General features: G+C 65.2%; 21 protein-coding genes. 12 read left to right on the forward strand and 9 right to left on the reverse strand.

Annotated features, from left to right (window positions below; all coding sequences use genetic code 11):
* A partial coding sequence (locus OOZ63_RS28275) for a FecR family protein (protein WP_266009148.1) occupies positions 1-945 on the forward strand: 945 nt, incomplete at its 5' end.
* A 359-nt stretch (positions 946-1,304) separates the two neighbouring features.
* Here the strand turns inward: OOZ63_RS28275 and OOZ63_RS28280 are convergent.
* On the reverse strand, positions 1,305-1,511 hold the full coding sequence (locus OOZ63_RS28280) for a hypothetical protein (RefSeq protein ID WP_266009149.1): 207 nt from the start codon (positions 1,509-1,511) through the stop codon (positions 1,305-1,307).
* A gap of 129 nt (positions 1,512-1,640) precedes the next feature.
* On the opposite strand from OOZ63_RS28280, the gene OOZ63_RS28285 reads away from it, so the two are divergent.
* The gene (locus OOZ63_RS28285) at positions 1,641-1,847 is read left to right on the forward strand and encodes a hypothetical protein (RefSeq protein ID WP_266009150.1); all 207 of its coding nucleotides are present in this window, start codon (positions 1,641-1,643) and stop codon (positions 1,845-1,847) included.
* 15 nt (positions 1,848-1,862) lie between these two features.
* Here the strand turns inward: OOZ63_RS28285 and OOZ63_RS28290 are convergent, their stop codons facing one another.
* From OOZ63_RS28290 to trpS, 3 genes are all read right to left on the reverse strand, one after another.
* On the reverse strand, positions 1,863-3,242 hold the full coding sequence (locus tag OOZ63_RS28290; protein WP_266009151.1) for an MATE family efflux transporter: 1,380 nt from the start codon (positions 3,240-3,242) through the stop codon (positions 1,863-1,865).
* Positions 3,239-3,694, reverse strand: a complete 456-nt coding sequence (locus OOZ63_RS28295) for a DUF3717 domain-containing protein (RefSeq protein WP_266009152.1) — start codon at positions 3,692-3,694, stop codon at positions 3,239-3,241. Before OOZ63_RS28295 ends, OOZ63_RS28290 begins: the two co-directional genes overlap by 4 nt.
* Positions 3,695-3,776: 82 nt before the next feature.
* Positions 3,777-4,793 (reverse strand): tryptophan--tRNA ligase, encoded by a 1,017-nt coding sequence (gene trpS, locus OOZ63_RS28300; protein ID WP_266009153.1) that lies wholly within the window; start codon positions 4,791-4,793, stop codon positions 3,777-3,779.
* 45 nt (positions 4,794-4,838) lie between these two features.
* Between trpS and purN the strand changes: the two genes are divergently transcribed.
* Complete coding sequence (gene purN / locus OOZ63_RS28305; protein ID WP_266009154.1) at positions 4,839-5,465, forward strand: phosphoribosylglycinamide formyltransferase; 627 nt, start codon at positions 4,839-4,841, stop codon at positions 5,463-5,465.
* Here purN and OOZ63_RS28310 read toward each other — a convergent pair.
* Together OOZ63_RS28310 and OOZ63_RS28315 are read right to left on the reverse strand one after the other, a co-directional pair.
* Positions 5,458-6,111: a DUF1345 domain-containing protein gene (locus OOZ63_RS28310; protein WP_266009155.1), complete on the reverse strand. Its 654-nt coding sequence runs from the start codon at positions 6,109-6,111 to the stop codon at positions 5,458-5,460. The two genes, purN and OOZ63_RS28310, sit on opposite strands and share 8 nt — an antisense overlap.
* Positions 6,108-6,347 (reverse strand): DUF1653 domain-containing protein, encoded by a 240-nt coding sequence (locus OOZ63_RS28315; RefSeq protein ID WP_266009156.1) that lies wholly within the window; start codon positions 6,345-6,347, stop codon positions 6,108-6,110. The genes OOZ63_RS28310 and OOZ63_RS28315 overlap by 4 nt, the downstream gene beginning before the upstream one ends.
* A 25-nt stretch (positions 6,348-6,372) precedes the next feature.
* Between OOZ63_RS28315 and OOZ63_RS28320 the strand changes: the two genes are divergently transcribed.
* From OOZ63_RS28320 to OOZ63_RS28330, 3 genes are all read left to right on the forward strand, one after another.
* On the forward strand, positions 6,373-7,632 hold the full coding sequence (locus OOZ63_RS28320; protein WP_266009157.1) for an RsmB/NOP family class I SAM-dependent RNA methyltransferase: 1,260 nt from the start codon (positions 6,373-6,375) through the stop codon (positions 7,630-7,632).
* A 112-nt stretch (positions 7,633-7,744) separates the two neighbouring features.
* Positions 7,745-8,965 carry a fatty acid desaturase gene (locus tag OOZ63_RS28325; RefSeq protein ID WP_266009158.1) on the forward strand — a complete coding sequence of 407 codons (1,221 nt, stop codon included), beginning with the start codon at positions 7,745-7,747 and terminating at the stop codon, positions 8,963-8,965.
* A gap of 104 nt (positions 8,966-9,069) precedes the next feature.
* The gene (locus OOZ63_RS28330) at positions 9,070-9,564 is read left to right on the forward strand and encodes a DUF3016 domain-containing protein (RefSeq protein WP_266009159.1); all 495 of its coding nucleotides are present in this window, start codon (positions 9,070-9,072) and stop codon (positions 9,562-9,564) included.
* Between the two features lie 55 nt (positions 9,565-9,619).
* Here OOZ63_RS28330 and rpmG read toward each other — a convergent pair whose 3' ends face one another.
* The 3 genes from rpmG to trxB all read right to left on the reverse strand — a co-directional run bounded on the left by rpmG (position 9,620) and on the right by trxB (position 11,236).
* Positions 9,620-9,790, reverse strand: coding sequence for a 50S ribosomal protein L33 (rpmG, locus tag OOZ63_RS28335; protein WP_025564431.1), 171 nt, complete (start codon positions 9,788-9,790; stop codon positions 9,620-9,622).
* A 30-nt stretch (positions 9,791-9,820) separates the two neighbouring features.
* Positions 9,821-10,054 carry a 50S ribosomal protein L28 gene (rpmB, locus tag OOZ63_RS28340; RefSeq protein ID WP_266009165.1) on the reverse strand — a complete coding sequence of 78 codons (234 nt, stop codon included), beginning with the start codon at positions 10,052-10,054 and terminating at the stop codon, positions 9,821-9,823.
* A 222-nt stretch (positions 10,055-10,276) separates the two neighbouring features.
* On the reverse strand, positions 10,277-11,236 hold the full coding sequence (trxB, locus tag OOZ63_RS28345; protein WP_266009167.1) for a thioredoxin-disulfide reductase: 960 nt from the start codon (positions 11,234-11,236) through the stop codon (positions 10,277-10,279).
* A 180-nt stretch (positions 11,237-11,416) separates the two neighbouring features.
* Between trxB and OOZ63_RS28350 the strand changes: the two genes are divergently transcribed.
* The 6 genes from OOZ63_RS28350 to OOZ63_RS28375 all read left to right on the forward strand — a co-directional run.
* Positions 11,417-12,085, forward strand: a complete 669-nt coding sequence (locus OOZ63_RS28350) for a Crp/Fnr family transcriptional regulator (RefSeq protein ID WP_137945614.1) — start codon at positions 11,417-11,419, stop codon at positions 12,083-12,085.
* A gap of 30 nt (positions 12,086-12,115) precedes the next feature.
* Positions 12,116-14,470 carry a DNA translocase FtsK gene (locus OOZ63_RS28355; protein WP_266009170.1) on the forward strand — a complete coding sequence of 785 codons (2,355 nt, stop codon included), beginning with the start codon at positions 12,116-12,118 and terminating at the stop codon, positions 14,468-14,470.
* Positions 14,467-15,087, forward strand: a complete 621-nt coding sequence (gene lolA, locus OOZ63_RS28360; protein WP_266009172.1) for an outer membrane lipoprotein chaperone LolA — start codon at positions 14,467-14,469, stop codon at positions 15,085-15,087. The genes OOZ63_RS28355 and lolA overlap by 4 nt, the downstream gene beginning before the upstream one ends.
* A 12-nt stretch (positions 15,088-15,099) precedes the next feature.
* Positions 15,100-16,797, forward strand: coding sequence for a YbaL family putative K(+) efflux transporter (gene ybaL, locus OOZ63_RS28365; protein ID WP_266009174.1), 1,698 nt, complete (start codon positions 15,100-15,102; stop codon positions 16,795-16,797).
* Between the two features lie 46 nt (positions 16,798-16,843).
* Complete coding sequence (locus tag OOZ63_RS28370; protein WP_266009176.1) at positions 16,844-18,166, forward strand: replication-associated recombination protein A; 1,323 nt, start codon at positions 16,844-16,846, stop codon at positions 18,164-18,166.
* Positions 18,167-18,418: 252 nt separating this feature from the next.
* Positions 18,419-18,560: ABC transporter permease subunit (locus OOZ63_RS28375; protein WP_416234799.1), on the forward strand; the 142-nt coding region annotated here is incomplete at its 3' end.

Consider the following 18,560-nt stretch of genomic DNA (forward strand, 5'->3'; position numbering starts at 1 on the left):
CACCTTATGGAGCGCGAATGCCGGGCCTGGCAGGCCCGCTCGGCGGCACATCGCCTGGCCTTCGAGCGCGGGACGGATCTGTGGATGGAAGCGGCGGGCGTAGACCGGGCGGCGGTGGCGCGTGCGGTGGCAGACCGACAACCCGAGCCGGCTGCAAGGGAAGGGCGGCGCTTCAAGCCATGGCCCCTTGCTGCGGCACTGACAACGGCCGTCCTGGCCGGCGTGCTGGTCTTCGGGCCATGGTGGGACGGGGACCGCTACGACACCGGCGTGGGCGAGCAGCGCCTTGTGATGCTGCAAGACGGCACGCGCATGTCGATGAACACCTCGACGCGGGTCAAGGTTGAGCTTGGAACCTCACAGCGCACCGTGGAGGTTCTCGGCGGCGAGGCGCTGTTCGAAGTGGCCAAGGATGCCAGCCGGCCGTTCGTCGTGCGAGCTGCGGGTTCGGAGGTGACGGCCACGGGCACGGCGTTTGTGGTGCGCTACACGCCGGCCATTGAGGGCCGTCCAGATGCCTTGGACATCACGCTGGTCGAGGGCAGGGTGGTGGTGCGTGGCGCGGCAGAAGGCTCGCCGTCCACTGAGTTCGTGCCGGCGGTGGAGATGGTGCCGGGGCAGCGCTTGCGGGTTGCCGGTCGACCTCGCGGTCAGGCGGGAGCGTTACCCAAGCTGAAGATGGACAGGCCGCAAGTGGACCAGGTGCTGGCCTGGAAGCGCGGCGAGGCGATCTTCGACGATGTGTCGCTGCTCGAGGCTGTGGCCGAGATGAACCGCTATGCCGCGATGCCGATCCGTGTGGCCAGTTCGGACGCTGTGGGCGGCCTGCGGGTCAGCGGGGTGTTCAAGACCGGCGACAACGTTGGCTTCGCGCGGGCCGTGGCCGAGTTGCATGGGTTGGCCGTGCGCGAGCGCGCGGATGGGGTGGAGCTGCTGCCCAAATAGTGGGACTGCTTGATGGCGGCGATCATGCCGCCGTCAACCCGCCGTCAGGCGGCTGGCGCTTGCCGGCGCCGGCCGCACAGCACGCCGTCAGGACCTTCTGTCACGACGCAGCCGCGCCCAAACCTTCCGAGCGGTGTCCCCAGCGTCTTGGCTGCAGCACATTGAACGCGGGCTTCCCGAATGCCTTCCAACGAGAGCATCGGACCGGTAAGTTCGTGATGCGCCAAGAGCGCCTTGAGGAGGCGCTCTTGTGGTTGCAGACGCAGTAAACAACGTCTCACTAGGCGTTGGACACCCCAAGAAGTAAAAACGCCGACAAACCTCTCGCTTGTCGGCGCTTTGCTTTGTACTCGCGCTGCTCAGCGTTTACCTTGCCGGACCTGGTCGCCCAGTTGCGTCAGCCAGCGTGTTCCGTCGGAGCGTTTGGCGGCCAGTCCCAGATCCTCCAGACGCTGCTGCAGTTCCTCGGAGACGACGCGGCCGCCCGGTGCCTGAGGGATGTAGTAGAGCGCGGTGCGTTCCTCGGGGGTCAGCGTGATGGTCGGGGGAATGTCGGTCGGGTTCATCGGAAGGGCTCTGAATCAAGGCGCGCACCTTACCACTGCCGCGCGGCCACCTGCTCAGGCGAGCCCCCCCAAAAGTGGGCCTACTCCAGCGGGATTGGGTTTGCAGTCGTGATCGCGGATGCTGGCGGCATGCAAAAGCAGAACCTGACACTGATCAGCCAGCCGCGAGCTGCCCTACCACTCGATGCTGGCCAGATGCTGGCGCAGTTCAAGCGCGCCAGCGAGCAGCTGTTTCGCCGCCGCTTGCCTGCCGAGCCACCAACCCTACAGGGCCTGGAGGTCAGCGAATCGACCTGGGCGCAGTGGGAGCGGCTGATCAACAGCGATCCGCGCTGAGCGGGTGCCCGGGGGTCAGCCGCCCGCAGCTTCCTTGCGGTGCACCCAGGCCAACACGGCGCTGAGGCCGCCAGCCGCGATCAGCAGACCGGCGGTGGCGGCCGACCAGAAGCCGCTGGCGCCCTGCAGCGAGGCCGGGGCGGCACTGCCGAAGGCCAGCCAGTAGCCACCGCCCATGCCGACGCCCCAGATCGCCAATGCATAGACCAGCATCGGCGCGGTGGCGATGTGATGGGCGCGCAGCACGAAGGCGGCGACGGTCTGCACCGCGTCGCCGACATGGAACAGCCAGACCCACAACAGCAGGGGCAGGGCGGCCGCGATGATGGTGGCGTCTGGCGTGTATAGACCCAACACCTGCTCGCGCGCGAAGAACACCACCGCGCCGATGAGGCATGAGATGGCCAGTGCGATCTCCAGCCCGTGCCAGCCCAGCCGCCGGGCCTCGGCCAGGCGTTGTGCGCCAATGCTTTGCGCGACCAGGGTGCCGGCCGCGTTGCCCAGCGCCATGGGCATCATGAACATCAGGGCCACCAGATTGGCAGCCAGCTGATGGCCGGCCACTGCCGTCGGCCCCAAGCGGGCAATGAATATGGCCATGAAGGTGAAGCCGGTGACCTCGATCAGGATGGCGCCGCCCATCGGCACGCCCAGCTTCAGCAGTCGCTTGATATCGGCCCAACGCGGTGGCTGCAGCCGGCCGGTGTTCAGGCCGAATTGAGCGTAAAAGCGATCTCGGCGCAGCACCAGCAGCGCAATCAGCAGCTGTCCCCACATCACGAGGGCGGTGGCTACGGCGCAGCCTACCGCACCGAGCTCGGGCACGCGCCAGGGCGTCAGCGGAACCGCGAAGCCATGCAGGAACAACGCGCTCAGCGGCACTTTCAGTGCCAGTCCACCGAGCTGTAGCGCCATCACCGCCTTGGGGCGGGAGACGGCGGTGTTAAAGCCCCGGTAGGCGGTGAAGATCAGTGCGGCCGGCAGGCTCAAAGCCAGGGTCTGCAGATAGGCACGCACCTTGGCCTCGACGTCGGGCGTGGTGCGGGCAATCGCCAGCAGCGGGTCGGGAAACAGCAGCACGGCCTCGCCCAGCAGCAACAGGGCCAGCGCCAGCCAGGCGCCCTGGTGCAGCTGATCGCCGGCTTCGCGCAGCTTGCCCGCGCCGAACAGCTGGCCGGCCACCGGCGCTACCGCCATCACCACCCCCATCAGCCCGACGAAGACGCTCATGTAGACGGCCGCGCCGACCGACAGCGCCGCCAGATCGATGGCCGAGTGGCGCGCCACCAGCACCGTGTCCACGGTGCTGAAGGCCAACACCGCGATCTGGCCGACGAACACCGGCCAGGCCAGCGGCGCGATGCGGCGCAGGCTGTCCAGGTGAGCCCGGCTCAAGACTTAACCCCGGTGTTGTCCGAGTTCTGGGGATGATCGACGCCGCTGAACTCGCGAGCGCGCTCGGCATAGCGGTTGAAGCGCCAGGCTGTGGCTTCGATCGAGATGCGGCGCCAGGTGCTGCGTTTTTCGCCAGGCGTCATCACCGGCCAGTGCTGAACTTCGTCGAACGTGCGGCCGCAGCCTTTGCACAGCTCGTCGCCCTGGCTGGTCGAGCAGATCGCTATGCAGGGCGCATCGGGCGTGCTGGCATACCAGGCCAGCCAGGCCTCCTTGGCCCGCGCCGGCACGCTGTCCTCGTCGCAGTCGTCCTCGCGGTAGTACACCATCAAGGCATAGATCTCGGCCAGCGCGCGCACCTCGGCGCAGGCGCTGACGCCGTCGGGCGAGGGATGGCGCTGCCGCCACCAATTGATCGCGGACTCGATGTCGGTGATGTGGATGCCGGCCATCAGCGTCCGCCCGGCCGCCCCGAGGGCGCTGAGCGCCCCCTTGGGGCGCAGTGAACGAAGTGAGCGTGGGGGGTCATGGTCTTCAGTAGTTCAGACCCATGGCTGCTCGTACTTCGCGCAAGGTCTTGCGGGCCACCGCGCGGGCGCGCTCGGTGCCGACCTCGACGATCCAGTGCACCTGCTTGGGATTGGCCAGGTAGTCGGCAGCGCGTTCGCGCCAAGGCTGCTGCTCTTTCTGGATCGCCTCGATCAGCGGCTGCTTGCAGTCCAAGCAGCCGATGCCGGCGCTCTTGCAGCCCTGCTGCAGGTCGGCGCGCGTCTGGGCGTCGGTATAGAGCTCGTGCAGCGGCCAGACCGGGCAGCGCGCCGGGTCGCCGGCATCGCTACGGCGCACGCGTTGCGGGTCCGTGGGCATCGTGCGTATCTTCTCCTCGACCACGGCCGGCTCGTCTCGCATCGCGATCGCATTGCCATAGCTCTTGCTCATCTTCTGGCCGTCCAGGCCGCTCAGCCGGGCGGTCTCGGTCAGCAGCTCCTGCGGCTCAGGCAAGATGGCCCGGTCCGGGCTGTAGATGCGATTGAATCGGCGCGCGACCTCGCGGGTCACCTCGACATGGGCGCTCTGGTCTTCGCCGACTGGTACATAGGCCGCCTTGTAGATCAGGATGTCGGCCGCCTGCAGCAGCGGGTAGCCGAGCAGGCCGTAGGTGGCGCCCTCGGCATTCGGACGACTCACCTGATCCTTGTAGCTGGGAATTCGCTCCAGCCACGACAGCGGCGTGCTCATCGCCAGCAGCGTGAACAGCTCGGCATGTTCGGGCATGCGGCTCTGGATGAAGAGGGTGGCCTGCTCGGGGTCGATGCCGGCAGCCAGCCAGTCGACCACCATGTCGTAGACATTGCGCTCGATGCTCTGTCTGTCTTGGTAATGGGTGGTCAGCGCATGCCAGTCGGCGACGAAGAAGAAGCAGTCATGGCTGGACTGCAGACGCACCCAGTTCTTCAGCGCGCCGTGATAGTGACCCAGATGCAGAGCGCCGGTCGGGCGCATGCCGGAGAGGACGCGGGGGCGTGGCTGGGATTCGATCTCGGGGTTCATGGCGGTCGGCTCGGGCGGGGAGGCGCATTGTTACACTGCCGGCCGATGAAGAACATCGTGATCCTGATCTCGGGGCGGGGCTCCAATATGGAGGCCATTGTGCGGGCCTGCGCGGCCGAGGGCTGGCCGGCGCGCATTGCGGCGGTGATCAGCAATCGGCCCGACGCGGCCGGGCTGGACTTCGCGGCCGCGCACGGCATCGCGACCGCCGTGCTCGATCACAAGGCCTTCGCGAACCGAGAGGATTTTGACGCCGAGCTACAGCGGTTGATCGATGGCTTTGTGCCCGATCTGCTGGTGCTGGCGGGCTTTATGCGCATCCTGACGCCGGCCTTCACCGCCCACTATGCGAATCGCATGCTGAATATCCATCCCTCGCTGCTGCCGGCCTTCACCGGGCTGCACACCCATCAGCGGGCGCTCGAGATGGGCTGCAAATTCGTCGGCGCGACGGTGCACTTCGTGACCGCCGAGCTCGACCATGGTGCTATCGTCGCGCAAGCGGTTGCGCCGGTGCTCGATGGCGACGACGCGCACGCGCTGGCCGCGCGGGTGCTGAAGCTGGAGCATCGCATGTACCCGAGTGCGGTGCGCTGGTTCGTGCAGGGCCAGCTGGCGGTCGAGGATGGCCGAGTGCGGCAACTGGCCGGCGAATCGCAGTCCTTCAGCTGATCAGGCTGGCCAGGATGTTGATCGTCAGTGCCAGCACGACGGTGTTGAACACAAAGGACAGCATCGCGTGCAGCAGCACCAAGCGGCGCATCGGCCGCGAGCTGACGGCCACGTCTGAGGTCTGCGAGGTGGCCGCCAGCGTGACCGAGAAATACATGAAGTCCACGTAGTCGCGCTGCGGCTCGTCACCGGGAAACTCCAGGCCATGCGGGCCTTTTTCGCCGCTGTGATAGAGGCTGGCATAGGCGAGCGCGAACTCGAACGGCAGCAGCAACCAGGAACCGGCCACGGTCGTGATGGCCAGCAGCAAATAGGCCCAGCTCTGAGGGGCGCCCGGAACTTGCCGCACCTGGGACAGCTCCAGCGCAATTGCCCCCAGGCTGGCCGCCGCGCCGGCCACGGCCAGCAGCAACATTGCCGCCATACCGTCGGCCCGGGCGCGCGCCTGACGCTGCAGATGCAGATGGTCGGAGCGCCACATCATCTCCAAGGCCAGGCCTAGATAGAGCCAGACACCGACATTCCAGCCGATCAGGCTGCGCGTTAGCGGCGCAAAGCTGGCGGGCAGGGTCAGCCCGACGACAAGGCCCACGGCCAGGGCTGACAGCAGGCGCGGACGCAGGCGCAGCTGGCGCAGCAGCTTCATGGGTCGACAGCACTGAAACGGCAGACCCGCCGGCCGTCGACCTCCAGCACGCCGAAGAACATCGCATGGGGCCGCACCCAAAGGTCGCCGGCTCCGTAGAGCGGGCGGTAGACCACCAGCGGCTCCAGTGTCTCGCTATGGCGGGCCACGCCGATAACCTCGTAGTCGCCCCCCTTGTAATGGCGGTAGCGGCCGGTCGGTGTCGGGGGCAGCTCGGGCAGATCGTCAGCGCTCATGGGCGGGCCGGGGATAATCGGGGCTATGCATCCTAATGCCCTTCTAGAAATGAGCTGCGAGCTGCTGCGCGCGGTGCTCAAAATGGACGCACCTGCCGATGGCGTGGTGTCCGCGTTTTTCCGCAAGAACAAGGCCCTGGGCCAGCGCGAGCGCCATGCGCTGGCCGAGACCACCTATGCCGTGTTGCGACAACGCCTGCAACTGCAGCATCTGGCACAGTCCGGCACCGGTCCGCTCGAACGCCGCCTGGCCATCCTGGCCTGGCAGGGCAGCGAGACCTTTTTGCGCGGCGCGCTGAGCCCGACCGAGCAGCAATGGCTGGCCCAGGTCCAGGCCATAGACAAGAGCGGCTTGGCCCCCAAGCTGCGCCACAACCTGCCCGAATGGCTGGCCGAGCCGTTGCTGCAACGCCTGGGCGACGAGGGATTCTGGGCGCTGGCCGCCAGCATGAACGAGGGCGCGCCGTTGGATCTGCGCGCCAATTTGCATAAGGCCAAGCGCGAGGAGGTCCAGGAGGCGCTGCGTGGGGCGGGCGTCAGTGCCGAGCCCACGCCGTTCTCGCCCTGGGGCCTGCGCGTGCAGGGCAAGCCGGCGCTGAACAAGCTGGAGGTTTTCACCAGCGGCGCGGTCGAGGTGCAGGACGAGGGCAGCCAGCTGCTGGCCCTGCTGCTCGACGCCAAGCGCGGCGAGATGGTGGTGGACTTCTGCGCCGGCGCCGGCGGCAAGACGCTGGCGCTAGGTGCGGCGATGCGCAATACCGGCCGGCTCTATGCCTTCGATGTGTCCGGCCACCGGCTGGCGGCGCTCAAGCCCCGGCTGGCCCGCAGCGGTCTGTCCAATGTCTACCCGACCCAGATCGCGCATGAGCGCGATGAGCGTATCAAACGCCTGTCCGGCAAGATCGACCGTGTGCTGGTGGACGCACCGTGCTCGGGCCTGGGCACATTGCGGCGCAACCCGGATCTGAAGTGGCGTCAGTCGCCCCAGGCGATTGCCGAACTTCAGGCCAAGCAGACGGCCATCCTGAACAGCGCGGCGCGCCTGCTGAAGCCAGGCGGCCGTCTGGTCTATGCGACCTGCAGCCTGCTGGATGCGGAAAACGAGAGCATTGCCGAGGCCTTCAGTGCCGCCCATCCCGAGTTCAAGCTCTTGGACGCGGGCGAGGTGCTGGCGCGGGCCCATGTGGCGCAAGCCGAGCAACTGGTCGACCGGGGCTATCTGCGCATGTGGCCGCATCAGCACCAAACCGACGGCTTTTTTGCCGCCGTCTGGGAGCGGAGTTGAATGTCAGGCCGCATGCGCGGTTGCGTACAGAAACTCTTAACACGACCCGCCTACAATCGAGCCGGATTGTGGTTTTCCGTTAACGCTCCGCTGCGGGCAGGGTAAGGAACGAATGAACTTTCTCATGAGCCTCCACGATGGCTTGGTCCAATGGCTGGGCTTCGGCCTGCTGGATGCCAGCATCTGGCAGGTCGTGGCTTATGCCCTGGTCGTGACCCATATCACCATCGCGGCGGTGACGATCTTCCTGCATCGGGCGCAGGCGCACCGGGCGCTGGATCTGGGGCCCATCCCAGCGCATTTCTTCCGATTCTGGTTGTGGCTGACCACCGGCATGGTGACCAAGGAGTGGGTGGCGATCCACCGCAAACACCACGCCAAATGCGAGACTGACGACGACCCGCACAGCCCGCAGACCCGCGGTCTGAAGAAGGTCTTGCGCGAAGGTGCCGAGCTGTACCGCCATGAAGCCAAGAACGAAGAGACGCTCGCCAAGTACAGCCACGGCGTGCCCAATGACTGGATCGAGCGCAATCTCTACACCCGCTTCAGCTGGCAGGGTGTGGGCCTGATGCTGATCATCAATATGGCTTTGTTCGGTGCTATCGGCGCCAGTATCTGGGCGCTGCAGATGGCCTGGATCCCGATCTGGGCGGCCGGCGTGGTCAACGGCATTGGCCACTTTTGGGGTTACCGCAACTTCGAGGCCCAGGACGCTTCGACCAATATCTCACCTTGGGGCCTCATCATCGGCGGCGAGGAGTTGCACAACAACCACCACACTTACCCGACCTCGGCCAAGTTTTCGATCAAGCCCTATGAGTTTGACATCGGCTGGGCCTATATCCGGGCGATGGAGATGATCGGCTGGGCCAAGGTGCGCAAGACCGCGCCCAAGCTGCGCCAGGGCGCGATCCGGCCGGCCGACAAGGACACGCTGGAGGCGCTGATCGCCAACCGCTACGAGGTGATGGCTCATTACGGCCGCGGCCTGAAAGAGGCCTGCACGACCGAGCTGGCCCGATTGAAGGCCCAGGGAGAGCAGCACAGTGCGAAGTGGCAGCAGTTCAAGCTGGCCAAGCGTTGGTTGCACCGCGACCAGGATCGCATCCCGCAGGCCTATCGGGCTGAGATCGCCAGCGTTCGCGCCGCCAGCCCTGCGCTGGATAAACTGCTGCTAATGCGCGAAGAGTTGCGCCAGCTTTGGACCCGCACCAATGTCTCTGCCGAGCAACTGGTGAGCGATCTGCAAGCCTGGTGCCACCGGGCCGAGGAGAGCGGCATTGCCGAGTTGAGGGCTTTCTCGATGGGGCTGCGCACGGCACGTGCCTGAACTTGTCGGGGAGGTTTCCCTCGGGTAAAGGGCGCCGCGAGTCGGCGCCTTTTTCTTGGCTGCTGCCTATACTTTGCTCATAGCAAGCAGTTCAGGAGCAAGTCATGCAAAAAATGTTCAAGGCCTCGATACTGAGTTTGCTGATGGGCTTGGGCCTGTCGGCACAGGCGACGGTCGAGGTGAAGTTTGTCGAGCCTGAGAAGTTCCAAGATGCCAGCGAGTCGATCATTGATCGCGAGCGCACACTGGAGATGCTGGAGACGCATCTACGCAGCCTGGCCGAGAAAAACGTGCCGGCGTCGCAGAAGCTGCTGATCGAGGTGCTGGACTTGAACCTGGCGGGCCAGCTCGAACCTCGCGGTGCGATGATGGATCGTATCCGCGTGCTGCGCTCGGTGACGTGGCCGAGCATCGAGCTGCGCTATGTACTCAGTGATGGCCAAGCAACGCTGCGCGAGGGCAAGGTCAGTCTGTCCGACATGAACTATATGTGGGGCATCAACCGCTACACCAGCGGCGAGCCACTGCGCTACGAGAAGCGCATGCTGGATGAGTGGTTCGCCGGCGAGTTCGCGGCTGGCGCTGCCAGCAAGCCCTGAAACGAAAAAACCCGCCGAAGGCGGGTTTTTTCTTGGGTCGCAAGACCGGGCCGAATTACTTCAGCTTGATTTCCTTATACAGGACATGCTTGCGAGCCTTGGGGTCGAACTTCATGAATTCGAGCTTTTCGGGCGTCGTCTTCTTGTTCTTGTTCGTGGTGTAGAAATGGCCGGTACCCGCAGTGGATTCCAGCTTGATCTTTTCGCGTCCGCCTTTGGATGCCATGGTGATGCTCCTTAATTCCTAGTGGACTTTTTACAGCTCGCCCTTGGCGCGCAGATCAGCGATGACTTGGTCGATGCCGACCTTGTCGATCAAACGCAGAGCCGCATTGCTGATGCGCAGACGCACCCAGCGATTCTCGGACTCAACGAAGAAGCGACGGTATTGCAGGTTCGGCAGGAACCGACGCTTGGTTTTGTTGTTGGCGTGGGAAACATTGTTTCCCACCATGGGCTTCTTGCCCGTGACTTGACAGACGCGTGCCATGACGCTTCTCCGGTTTGATTTTCTGACCCAGCTGCCTCAGGGGGGCTGTGTTCAGCATTCCCCGGCGAGACATCCACATGACCGCTTTATGCAAGCTAAACCCGTTGGTCAGTCATCGACACAAGTCGTTGACAGATTCTTCGAGCGCGGTCCATCCAGCAAGCAAGCCGGCGAGTATAGCCTGAATTCCGGCCAAAGACCAGAGCCGCCAGGGCCCTGGCCTCAGCCTTGCTCCTGCTCCAGGAAGCGCTGGGCGTCGAGCGCGGCCATGCAGCCGGTGCCGGCGCTGGTGATGGCCTGGCGGTAGATGTGGTCCTGCACATCGCCGGCGGCGAACACGCCGGGCACGCTGGTCATCGTCGCGAAGCCGTTCAAGCCGCTCTTGGTGATGATGTAGCCGTCCTTCATCTCCAACTGACCCTTGAAGATGTCGGTATTGGGCTGGTGACCGATCGCGATGAAGCAACCCTGCAGTTTCAGGTCCTTGGTCTGGCCGTCGGCGGTGCTCTTGATGCGCACGCCGGTGACGCCGCTCTGGTCGCCCAGCACCTCGTCCAGCGTGTTAAACAGATGCAGCTCCATCTTGCCGGCCTTGACCTTGTCCATCATCTTGTCGATGAGGATGGGTTCGGCGCGGAACTTGTCGCGGCGGTGGATCACATGGACCTTGCTGGCGATATTGCTCAGATACAGCGCCTCCTCGACCGCCGTATTGCCGCCGCCGACCACGCAGACCTCTTGCTCACGGTAGAAAAAGCCGTCGCAGGTCGCGCAACCACTGACCCCGCGGCCCATGAAGGCCTCCTCGCTGGGCAGGCCCAGATACTTGGCCGAAGCGCCGGTCGCGATGATCAGTGCGTCGCAGGTGTAGACGCCGCTGTCGCCCTTGAGCGTGAACGGGCGCTTGGAGAAGTCGACCTCATTGATATGGTCGTAGACGATCTGGGTCTTGAAGCGCTCGGCGTGCTCCTGAAAGCGCTGCATCAGCTCAGGCCCTTGCACCCCCATCACATCGGCCGGCCAGTTGTCCACCTCGGTGGTGGTCATCAGCTGCCCGCCCTGGGCCATGCCGGTGAGCAAGGTGGGCTTCAGGTTGGCGCGCGCGGCATAGATGGCGGCGGTGTAGCCGGCCGGGCCGGAGCCCAGAATCAGCAGGGGATGATGTTGGGTGGTTTGGCTCATAAAGGCGATATGGGGTTGCGGGCACAACACACAAGAGTTGATCGCCGCGCTTATACGGCCAAGACCCTATGGAGAGTTGTGACCAAGTTGGCACAATGGCTACATTCTAGGCAGCTGGCCGATCGAGCGGCTGACGGCCTCACAACAACCCCAACATACAAAAGTCAGAGGAGTTTATTCATGGCCATGCTGTCCAACCTGGACCTGATCCGCAGGGTGCCCTTGTTCTCCCTGTTGACCACCGATCAGGCGCAGTCCATTGCGGACAGCGTGGTCAAGCGCCGTTTCAAGCGCGGCGAGCTGATCGTCGAGCAAGGCACCAAGTCCAACGCGCTCTTCATCCTGCTGAACGGCCGGGCCCGCGTGCTGACGGCCGATACCCGGGGCCGCGAGGTCATCCTGGCCGTGCTGCAGCCGGGCGACTATGTCGGCGAGATGAGCTTGATCGACAACGAGCCGCACTCGGCCACTGTGCGAGCCGAGGTGCAGACCGATATGCTCGTGCTGGGGCGTAGCGAGTTTTCGCGCTGCTTGCCTGACAGCAGCAGCCTGTCCTACGCCATCTTGCGCGGCCTGGTCGCGCGGCTGCGCAATGCCGATCGCCAGATCGAGTCGCTGGCCCTGCTGGATGTCTATGGGCGCGTCGCACGCACCTTGCTGGACATGTCCGAAGAAGAGAAGGGCCTGAAGATCATTCGCGGCAAGGTCTCACGCCAGGACATGGCCAAGGTGGTCGGCGCCTCGCGCGAGATGGTCAGCCGGGTCATGAAGGATCTGGAGGACAAGGGCGTGATCGAGACCCTGGAGAACGGCTCGGTGGTGATCAAGGAGCGCCTGGCCCACGACTGAGCGCGGTGATTCCTGCGCCACAATGGCGCTATGAGCTTTCCTCTGGGATCACTGCTGGGCGACGATGCGACTGCCGCGCCCGATAAAGTCTATAAACGCCAGTCAAAGAAGGCGGCCGCCGCGCCGGCGCCGGTCAGTGCGTCGCGCACGCCGCTGTGGCTGGCGCTCGGTGCCGTTGTCTGGGCGCTGTGCCTGCTGGCGCTGCTGAGTCACGACCGCGCCGACGCGGCCTTCTCGATCTCGGGCAGCCGCGAGCTGTATGGCAACTGGTTCGGCGCGCTGGGTGCCTGGGTATCGGACCTGCTGCTCTTCGTGTTCGGTTACTCGGCTTGGTGGCTGATTCTGGTCGGCCTGCGGGTCTGGTTGGGCAGCTTGGCCGGCGTTTTGCGCGCAGAACGGCCACCTCAAGGTAACAAATTGCGCGCTCGCGGCCAGTTCTGGTTGGGCGTTTTGCTGCTGATTTGTGCGAGCTGCGCCCTCGAATGGTCGCGGCTCTATGCCTGGGAATCGCGCCTGCCCGGTCATGCGGGCGGCGTGCTTGGCTACACCTTGGGGCCCTGGAGCATGCGGGCGCTGGGCTTTGCCGGTTCGGGCGTGGTCTGGATCGCGGCCTTGCTGGCCGGAGCCTCGTTGGCCCTGCAGTTCTCCTGGCTTCGCGTGGCAGAGGTGATCGGCACCTGGGTCGAGACCCTGCGTGAGCGCCGCCAGGAGCGCCGCGAGATCAAGGAAGACCAGAAGGTCGGCCAGCAGGCCTTGCGCGAGCGCGAGAAGGTGGTCGAGGTCGAGCGCCATGTGGTCGAGGAGCACATCCCCATCGTGATCGAGGCGCCGGTTGTCGAGGTGCCCAAGTCCACCCGCGTCGCCAAGGAGCGGCAGAAGACCCTGTTCGCCGACGCCAGCGATACGAAACTGCCTCAGGTGGATCTGCTGGATGCCGCGCCGACCCGGGTCGAGTCGGTGACGCCCGAATCGCTGGAGATGACCAGCCGGATGATCGAGAAGAAGCTCAAGGACTTCGGCGTCGAGGTGCGGGTCGTCGCTGCCTCGCCGGGCCCGGTGATCACGCGCTACGAGATCGAGCCGGCCACCGGCGTCAAGGGCTCGCAGATCGTCAACCTGGCCAAGGATCTGGCGCGCTCGCTGAGCCTGGTCAGCATCCGCGTCGTCGAGACCATTCCCGGCAAGAACTTCATGGCGCTGGAGTTGCCGAACGCGCGCCGCCAGACCATCAAGCTCAGCGAGATCCTGGGCTCTCAGGTCTATGCCGATGCGCCGTCCATGCTGACCATGGCACTGGGCAAGGACATCATCGGCGCGCCGATGGTTGCCGACCTGGCCAAGATGCCGCACTGCCTGGTCGCCGGTACCACCGGCTCGGGCAAGTCGGTCGGCATCAACGCGATGATTTTGAGCCTGCTCTACAAGGCCGAAGCGCGCGATGTGCGCCTGATCATGATCGACCCGAAGATGCTGGAAATGAGCGTCTATGAGGGAATTCCGCATCTGCTGGCCCCCGTCGTCACCGACATGAAGCAGGCCGCCAACGCGCTGAACTGGTGTGTCGGCGAGATGGAACGGCGCTACAAGTTGATGTCCAAGATGGGCGTGCGCAACTTGGCCGGCTACAACAAAAAGATCGACGAGGCCACCGAGCGCGGCGAGAAGATAGGCAATCCCTTCAGCCTGACGCCCGAGGCCCCGGAACCGCTGGAGCGCCTACCGCATATCGTCGTCGTGATCGACGAACTGGCCGACCTGATGATGGTGGTCGGCAAGAAGATCGAAGAGCTGATTGCGCGACTGGCGCAGAAGGCCCGCGCCGCCGGCATCCACTTGATCCTGGCCACGCAGCGGCCCTCGGTCGATGTGATCACCGGCCTGATCAAGGCCAATATCCCGACCCGTTTGAGCTTCCAGGTCAGCTCCAAGATCGACAGCCGCACCATCCTCGACCAGATGGGCGCCGAGGCCCTGCTGGGCATGGGCGATATGCTCTATATGGCCTCGGGCACCGGCCTGCCGGTGCGCGTGCACGGCGCCTTTGTCAGCGACGAGGAGGTGCACCGCGTCGTCGAGTACCTGAAAGAGCAGGGCGGCGAGCCCAACTACATCGAAGGCATCCTGGAAGGCGGCGTGCTCGACACTGAAGGCGGTGAGGCGCCTGCGCCAGGCGAATCGGCCGGCGAGACCGACCCGATGTACGACCAGGCGGTGGCCATCGTGCTGCAGCATCGCCGGGCCTCGATCTCGCTGGTGCAGCGCCATCTGCGCATCGGCTACAACCGGGCGGCGCGCCTTTTGGAGCAGATGGAGAAGTCCGGCCTGGTCGGCTCGATGAACACCAATGGCAGCCGCGATCTGATTATCCCGAAGCGAGACGAATGAAACAGCTACTCATCTCCTTGTGCCTGGCCGCGGCCGCTCATACCCACGCCCTGGGCGATGCGGTGCAGACCCTCAGGGACTTCAGCCGCGAGGTCAAGAGCGGCAAGGCCGAGTTCACGCAGACCGTCACCTCTCCGGATGGCAAGCGCAAGAAGAACTCCTCGGGTAGCTTCGAGTTTCAGCGCCCCAACCAGTTCCGCTTCGCCTATGCCAAGCCGTTCGAGCAACTGATCGTCGGTGACGGCAAGAAGGTCTGGATCTATGACCCCGATCTACTGCAGGCCAGCTCGCGCCGCATGGACCAGGCCCTGGGTGCTACGCCGGCGGCTTTGCTGGCCGGCGCGAATCTGGAGAAGGACTTCGAGCTCAAAGCCCAGCCCTCGGCCCAAGGCCTGGACTGGGTGTTGGCCACGCCACGTGGGCCCCAAGCTGACAGCGCCGGCTTGCAGAGCCTGAAGATTGGCTTCAAGGGTAAAGATTTGGCCGCCATCGAGGTGGTCGACGGCTTCGGCCAGCGCTCGCTGCTGCAGTTCAGTGCGGTGAGCAGCAATGCAGTCTTGGCGCCGGAGCGTTTTCGCTTTGTGCTGCCGGCCGGCGCCGACCTGATCGAGCAGTAGGAGCGGCACCGGATGCCGCACAACGTCAGCCTGATCTCCACCATTGCCGCCGGTTTCGGTCTTGCAATTGTTTTCGGTTTCCTGGCCTCGCGCCTGAAGATGCCGCCTCTGGTCGGCTATTTGCTGGCCGGCATCGCTATCGGCCCGGCCACGCCCGGCTTCGTCGCCGACATCGATCTGGCCGGCCAGTTGGCCGAGATCGGCGTGATGCTGCTGATGTTCGGTGTGGGCCTGCATTTTTCGATGAAGGACCTGCTGGCCGTCAAGCGCATTGCGGTGCCTGGCGCCATTGTGCAGATTGCGGTTGCCACCGCCCTCGGTTTCGGACTGTCGAACTGGTGGGGCTGGAGCCTTGGCGGCGCCCTGGTGTTCGGCTTGGCACTGTCGGTCGCCAGCACCGTCGTGCTGCTGCGGGCGCTGGAGGCGCGGGGGCAGCTAGAAACCGCCAATGGCAGCATCGCGGTGGGCTGGCTGGTGGTTGAGGACCTCGTGATGGTGCTGGTGCTGGTGCTGCTGCCGCCGCTGGCCGGCCTGCTGGAAGGCAAGAGCGAGGCCCATCTGCTGGCGACGGTCGGCTGGACCCTGGCCAAGGTCGCGGCCTTCATCGTGCTGATGCTGGTGGTCGGACGGCGGGTATTTCCGCGCCTGCTGTTCGCGGTGGCCGGCACCGGTTCGCGCGAGCTGTTCACGCTTTGCGTGGTGGCCGTGGCGGTGGGTGTGGCCTATGGTTCGGCGGCGCTGTTCGATGTGTCCTTCGCGCTGGGCGCCTTCTTCGCGGGCATGATGATGCGGGAGTCGGAATACAGCCACCGTGCGGCCGATGAATCGCTGCCCTTGCGCGATGCCTTCTCGGTGCTGTTCTTCGTCTCGGTGGGCATGCTGTTCGACCCGCAGGTGCTGCTGGATGAGCCGCTGAAGGTGCTGGCGGTGGTCGCCATCATCGTGATCGGCAAGACCCTGGCCGCGATCGCGCTGGTGCTGGCCTTTCGCTACCCGCTCAACACAGCGCTGACCGTGGGCGCCAGCCTGGCCCAGATCGGCGAGTTCTCTTTCATTCTGGCCGGTCTGGGTGTGGCCGAGGGCTTGCTGCCCAAGGAGGGCCAGAGCCTGATACTGGCCGGCGCCCTGATCTCGATCGCGCTGAACTCGGTGTTGTTCACCGCGATCGAGCCGGTCAAGGCCTGGGTGCTGCGTCGCTCGTCCTGGGCGCGCCGCATGGAGCAGCGCGACGATCCGCTGGCTGAGCTGCCGATGAGCACCGATCAGACCAAGCTGGAAGGGCAGGTCGTGCTGGTGGGCTATGGCCGGGTCGGCAAGCAGATCGCCGACGGGCTGCTGGCCGAGGGTGTGCATCTGGTGGTGGCCGAACAGCAGCGCGAGCTGGTTGAGAGTCTGCGCCTGCGCCAGATCGCAGCCGTCAGCGGCGATGCCAGTGACCCGGCTGTGCTGATCCAGGCGCATATCGCGCGGGCGGCCCTGCTGGTGATCAGCGGCGGCGACAGCCTGCAGGCGCGCCAGATGGTGGAGACGGCGCATTTGCTGAACCCCTCGATCCGCGTGCTGCTGCGCGCCTACAGTGAGGACGAAGCCGCGCTCTTGCGGCAGGCCGGGCTGGGCGAGGTTTTCGTGGCCGAGCAGTGCCTGGCCACGCATCTGACCCAGCGGGTGTTGGCCGCGATGGGTAGCGCCGCTTCCAAGCCTGCGCACTGAGACAATCGCTGGCATGTCGAATGCCAACGAGTCCCTGTTTCCCGAGATGGCGCCGCAGCCCGGCGCCGCGCCAGCCGCTGCGCACCCGAGCCACCAGCCGCTGGCCGAGCGCCTGCGCCCGGCCAGCCTGGATGAGGTGATCGGCCAGTCCCACCTGATCGGGCCGGGCCGGCCACTGCGCCTGGCCTTCGAGTCCGGCAAGCCGCATTCGATGATTCTTTGGGGCCCGCCCGGCGTCGGCAAGACGACGCTGGCGCGGCTGACGGCCGAGGCCTTCGGCTACAAATTCATCGCGCTGTCGGCGGTGTTCTCTGGGGTCAAAGAGATCCGCGCGTCGATGGAGCAGGCCGAGCACAACCAGGCGCTGGGCAAGAAGACGATTCTGTTCGTCGACGAGATCCACCGCTTCAACAAAAGCCAGCAAGACGGGCTGCTGCCCTTTGTCGAGTCGGGCCTGGTGACCTTTGTCGGCGCCACCACCGAGAACCCGTCGTTCGAGGTCAACTCTGCCCTGCTGTCGCGCGCCCAGGTCTATGTGCTGCAGGCCCTCAGCGATGCGGAGCTGGGCCTGCTGGTGCAGCGCGCGCAGCAACTCGTGCTGACCGAGCTGCGTCTGGACGAGGCGGCGGTCAACACCCTGGTCGGCTATGCCGACGGCGATGCGCGCCGCCTGCTGAACCTGCTGGAGCAGACCGACACGGCGGCCCGGGTGGCCGGCGTCAGCCTGGTCGATGCCGAGTTTCTGCAGCAAGCCCTGACCCTCAATGCGCGGCGCTTCGACAAGGGCGGCGACAATTTCTACGACCAGATCTCGGCGCTGCACAAATCGGTGCGCGGCTCCAATCCCGATGCCGCGCTTTACTGGCTGTGCCGCATGCTGGACGGTGGCGCCGACGCCAAATACCTGGCGCGGCGCCTGGTGCGCATGGCCTGGGAGGACATCGGCCTGGCCGACCCGCGCGCGATGCAGCTGGCCAACGACGCCGCCAGTACCTTGGAGCGACTGGGCTCGCCCGAGGGGGAGCTCGCGCTGGCCCAGGCGGCGATCTACCTGGCCATCGCGCCCAAGAGCAATGCTGGCTATATGGCCTATAACGAGGCCCGTGCCTTCATCAAGAGCGACAAGTCGCGCGCGGTGCCGGCCCACCTGCGCAATGCGCCGACGCGGCTGATGAAGGAGCTGGGCCATGGCAAGGCCTATCGCTACGCCCATGATGAGCCCGAGGCCTATGCGGCCGGTGAGAGTTATCTGCCCGAGGGCATGGCCGAGCCCGGCTGGTACCGGCCGGTGCCGCGCGGATTGGAGTCCAAGATCTCCGACAAGCTCGCGCATCTGCGCCGGCTCGACGAAGAGGCCGGCAAGGAGTGATTTGCCATTGTGGATACTTAGATTAGTTTATGTATACACTAAAAACGAGCGATTTTTGAGATTCCCGCCAGCGGGTATTCCCCAGCGAATCGGGCGATTCACGCACTTCTACAATCGCGCCAGCCTGCAGGACCGATGGCCATTTGGGCCCGCCGACGATTGCGGCGGGCCTTTTTGTTGCTCAGGTCTTCGCACAATGAATCGCGGTCTTCGGCCCCTTGGGGGCCGGACCGCCGAACCGGAGAAGTCGCGATGGAAACCTTTATCCAGCAAATCATCAACGGGCTGGTGCTCGGAAGCATGTATGCGCTGGTGGCCTTGGGCTACACGATGGTGTACGGGATCATCAACCTGATCAATTTCGCGCACGGCGAGGTGTTGATGGTGGGGGCGC

Origin of the sequence: Paucibacter sp. PLA-PC-4, from assembly GCF_026241155.1 — a bacterium.
GTDB lineage: Bacteria > Pseudomonadota > Gammaproteobacteria > Burkholderiales > Burkholderiaceae_C > Roseateles_E.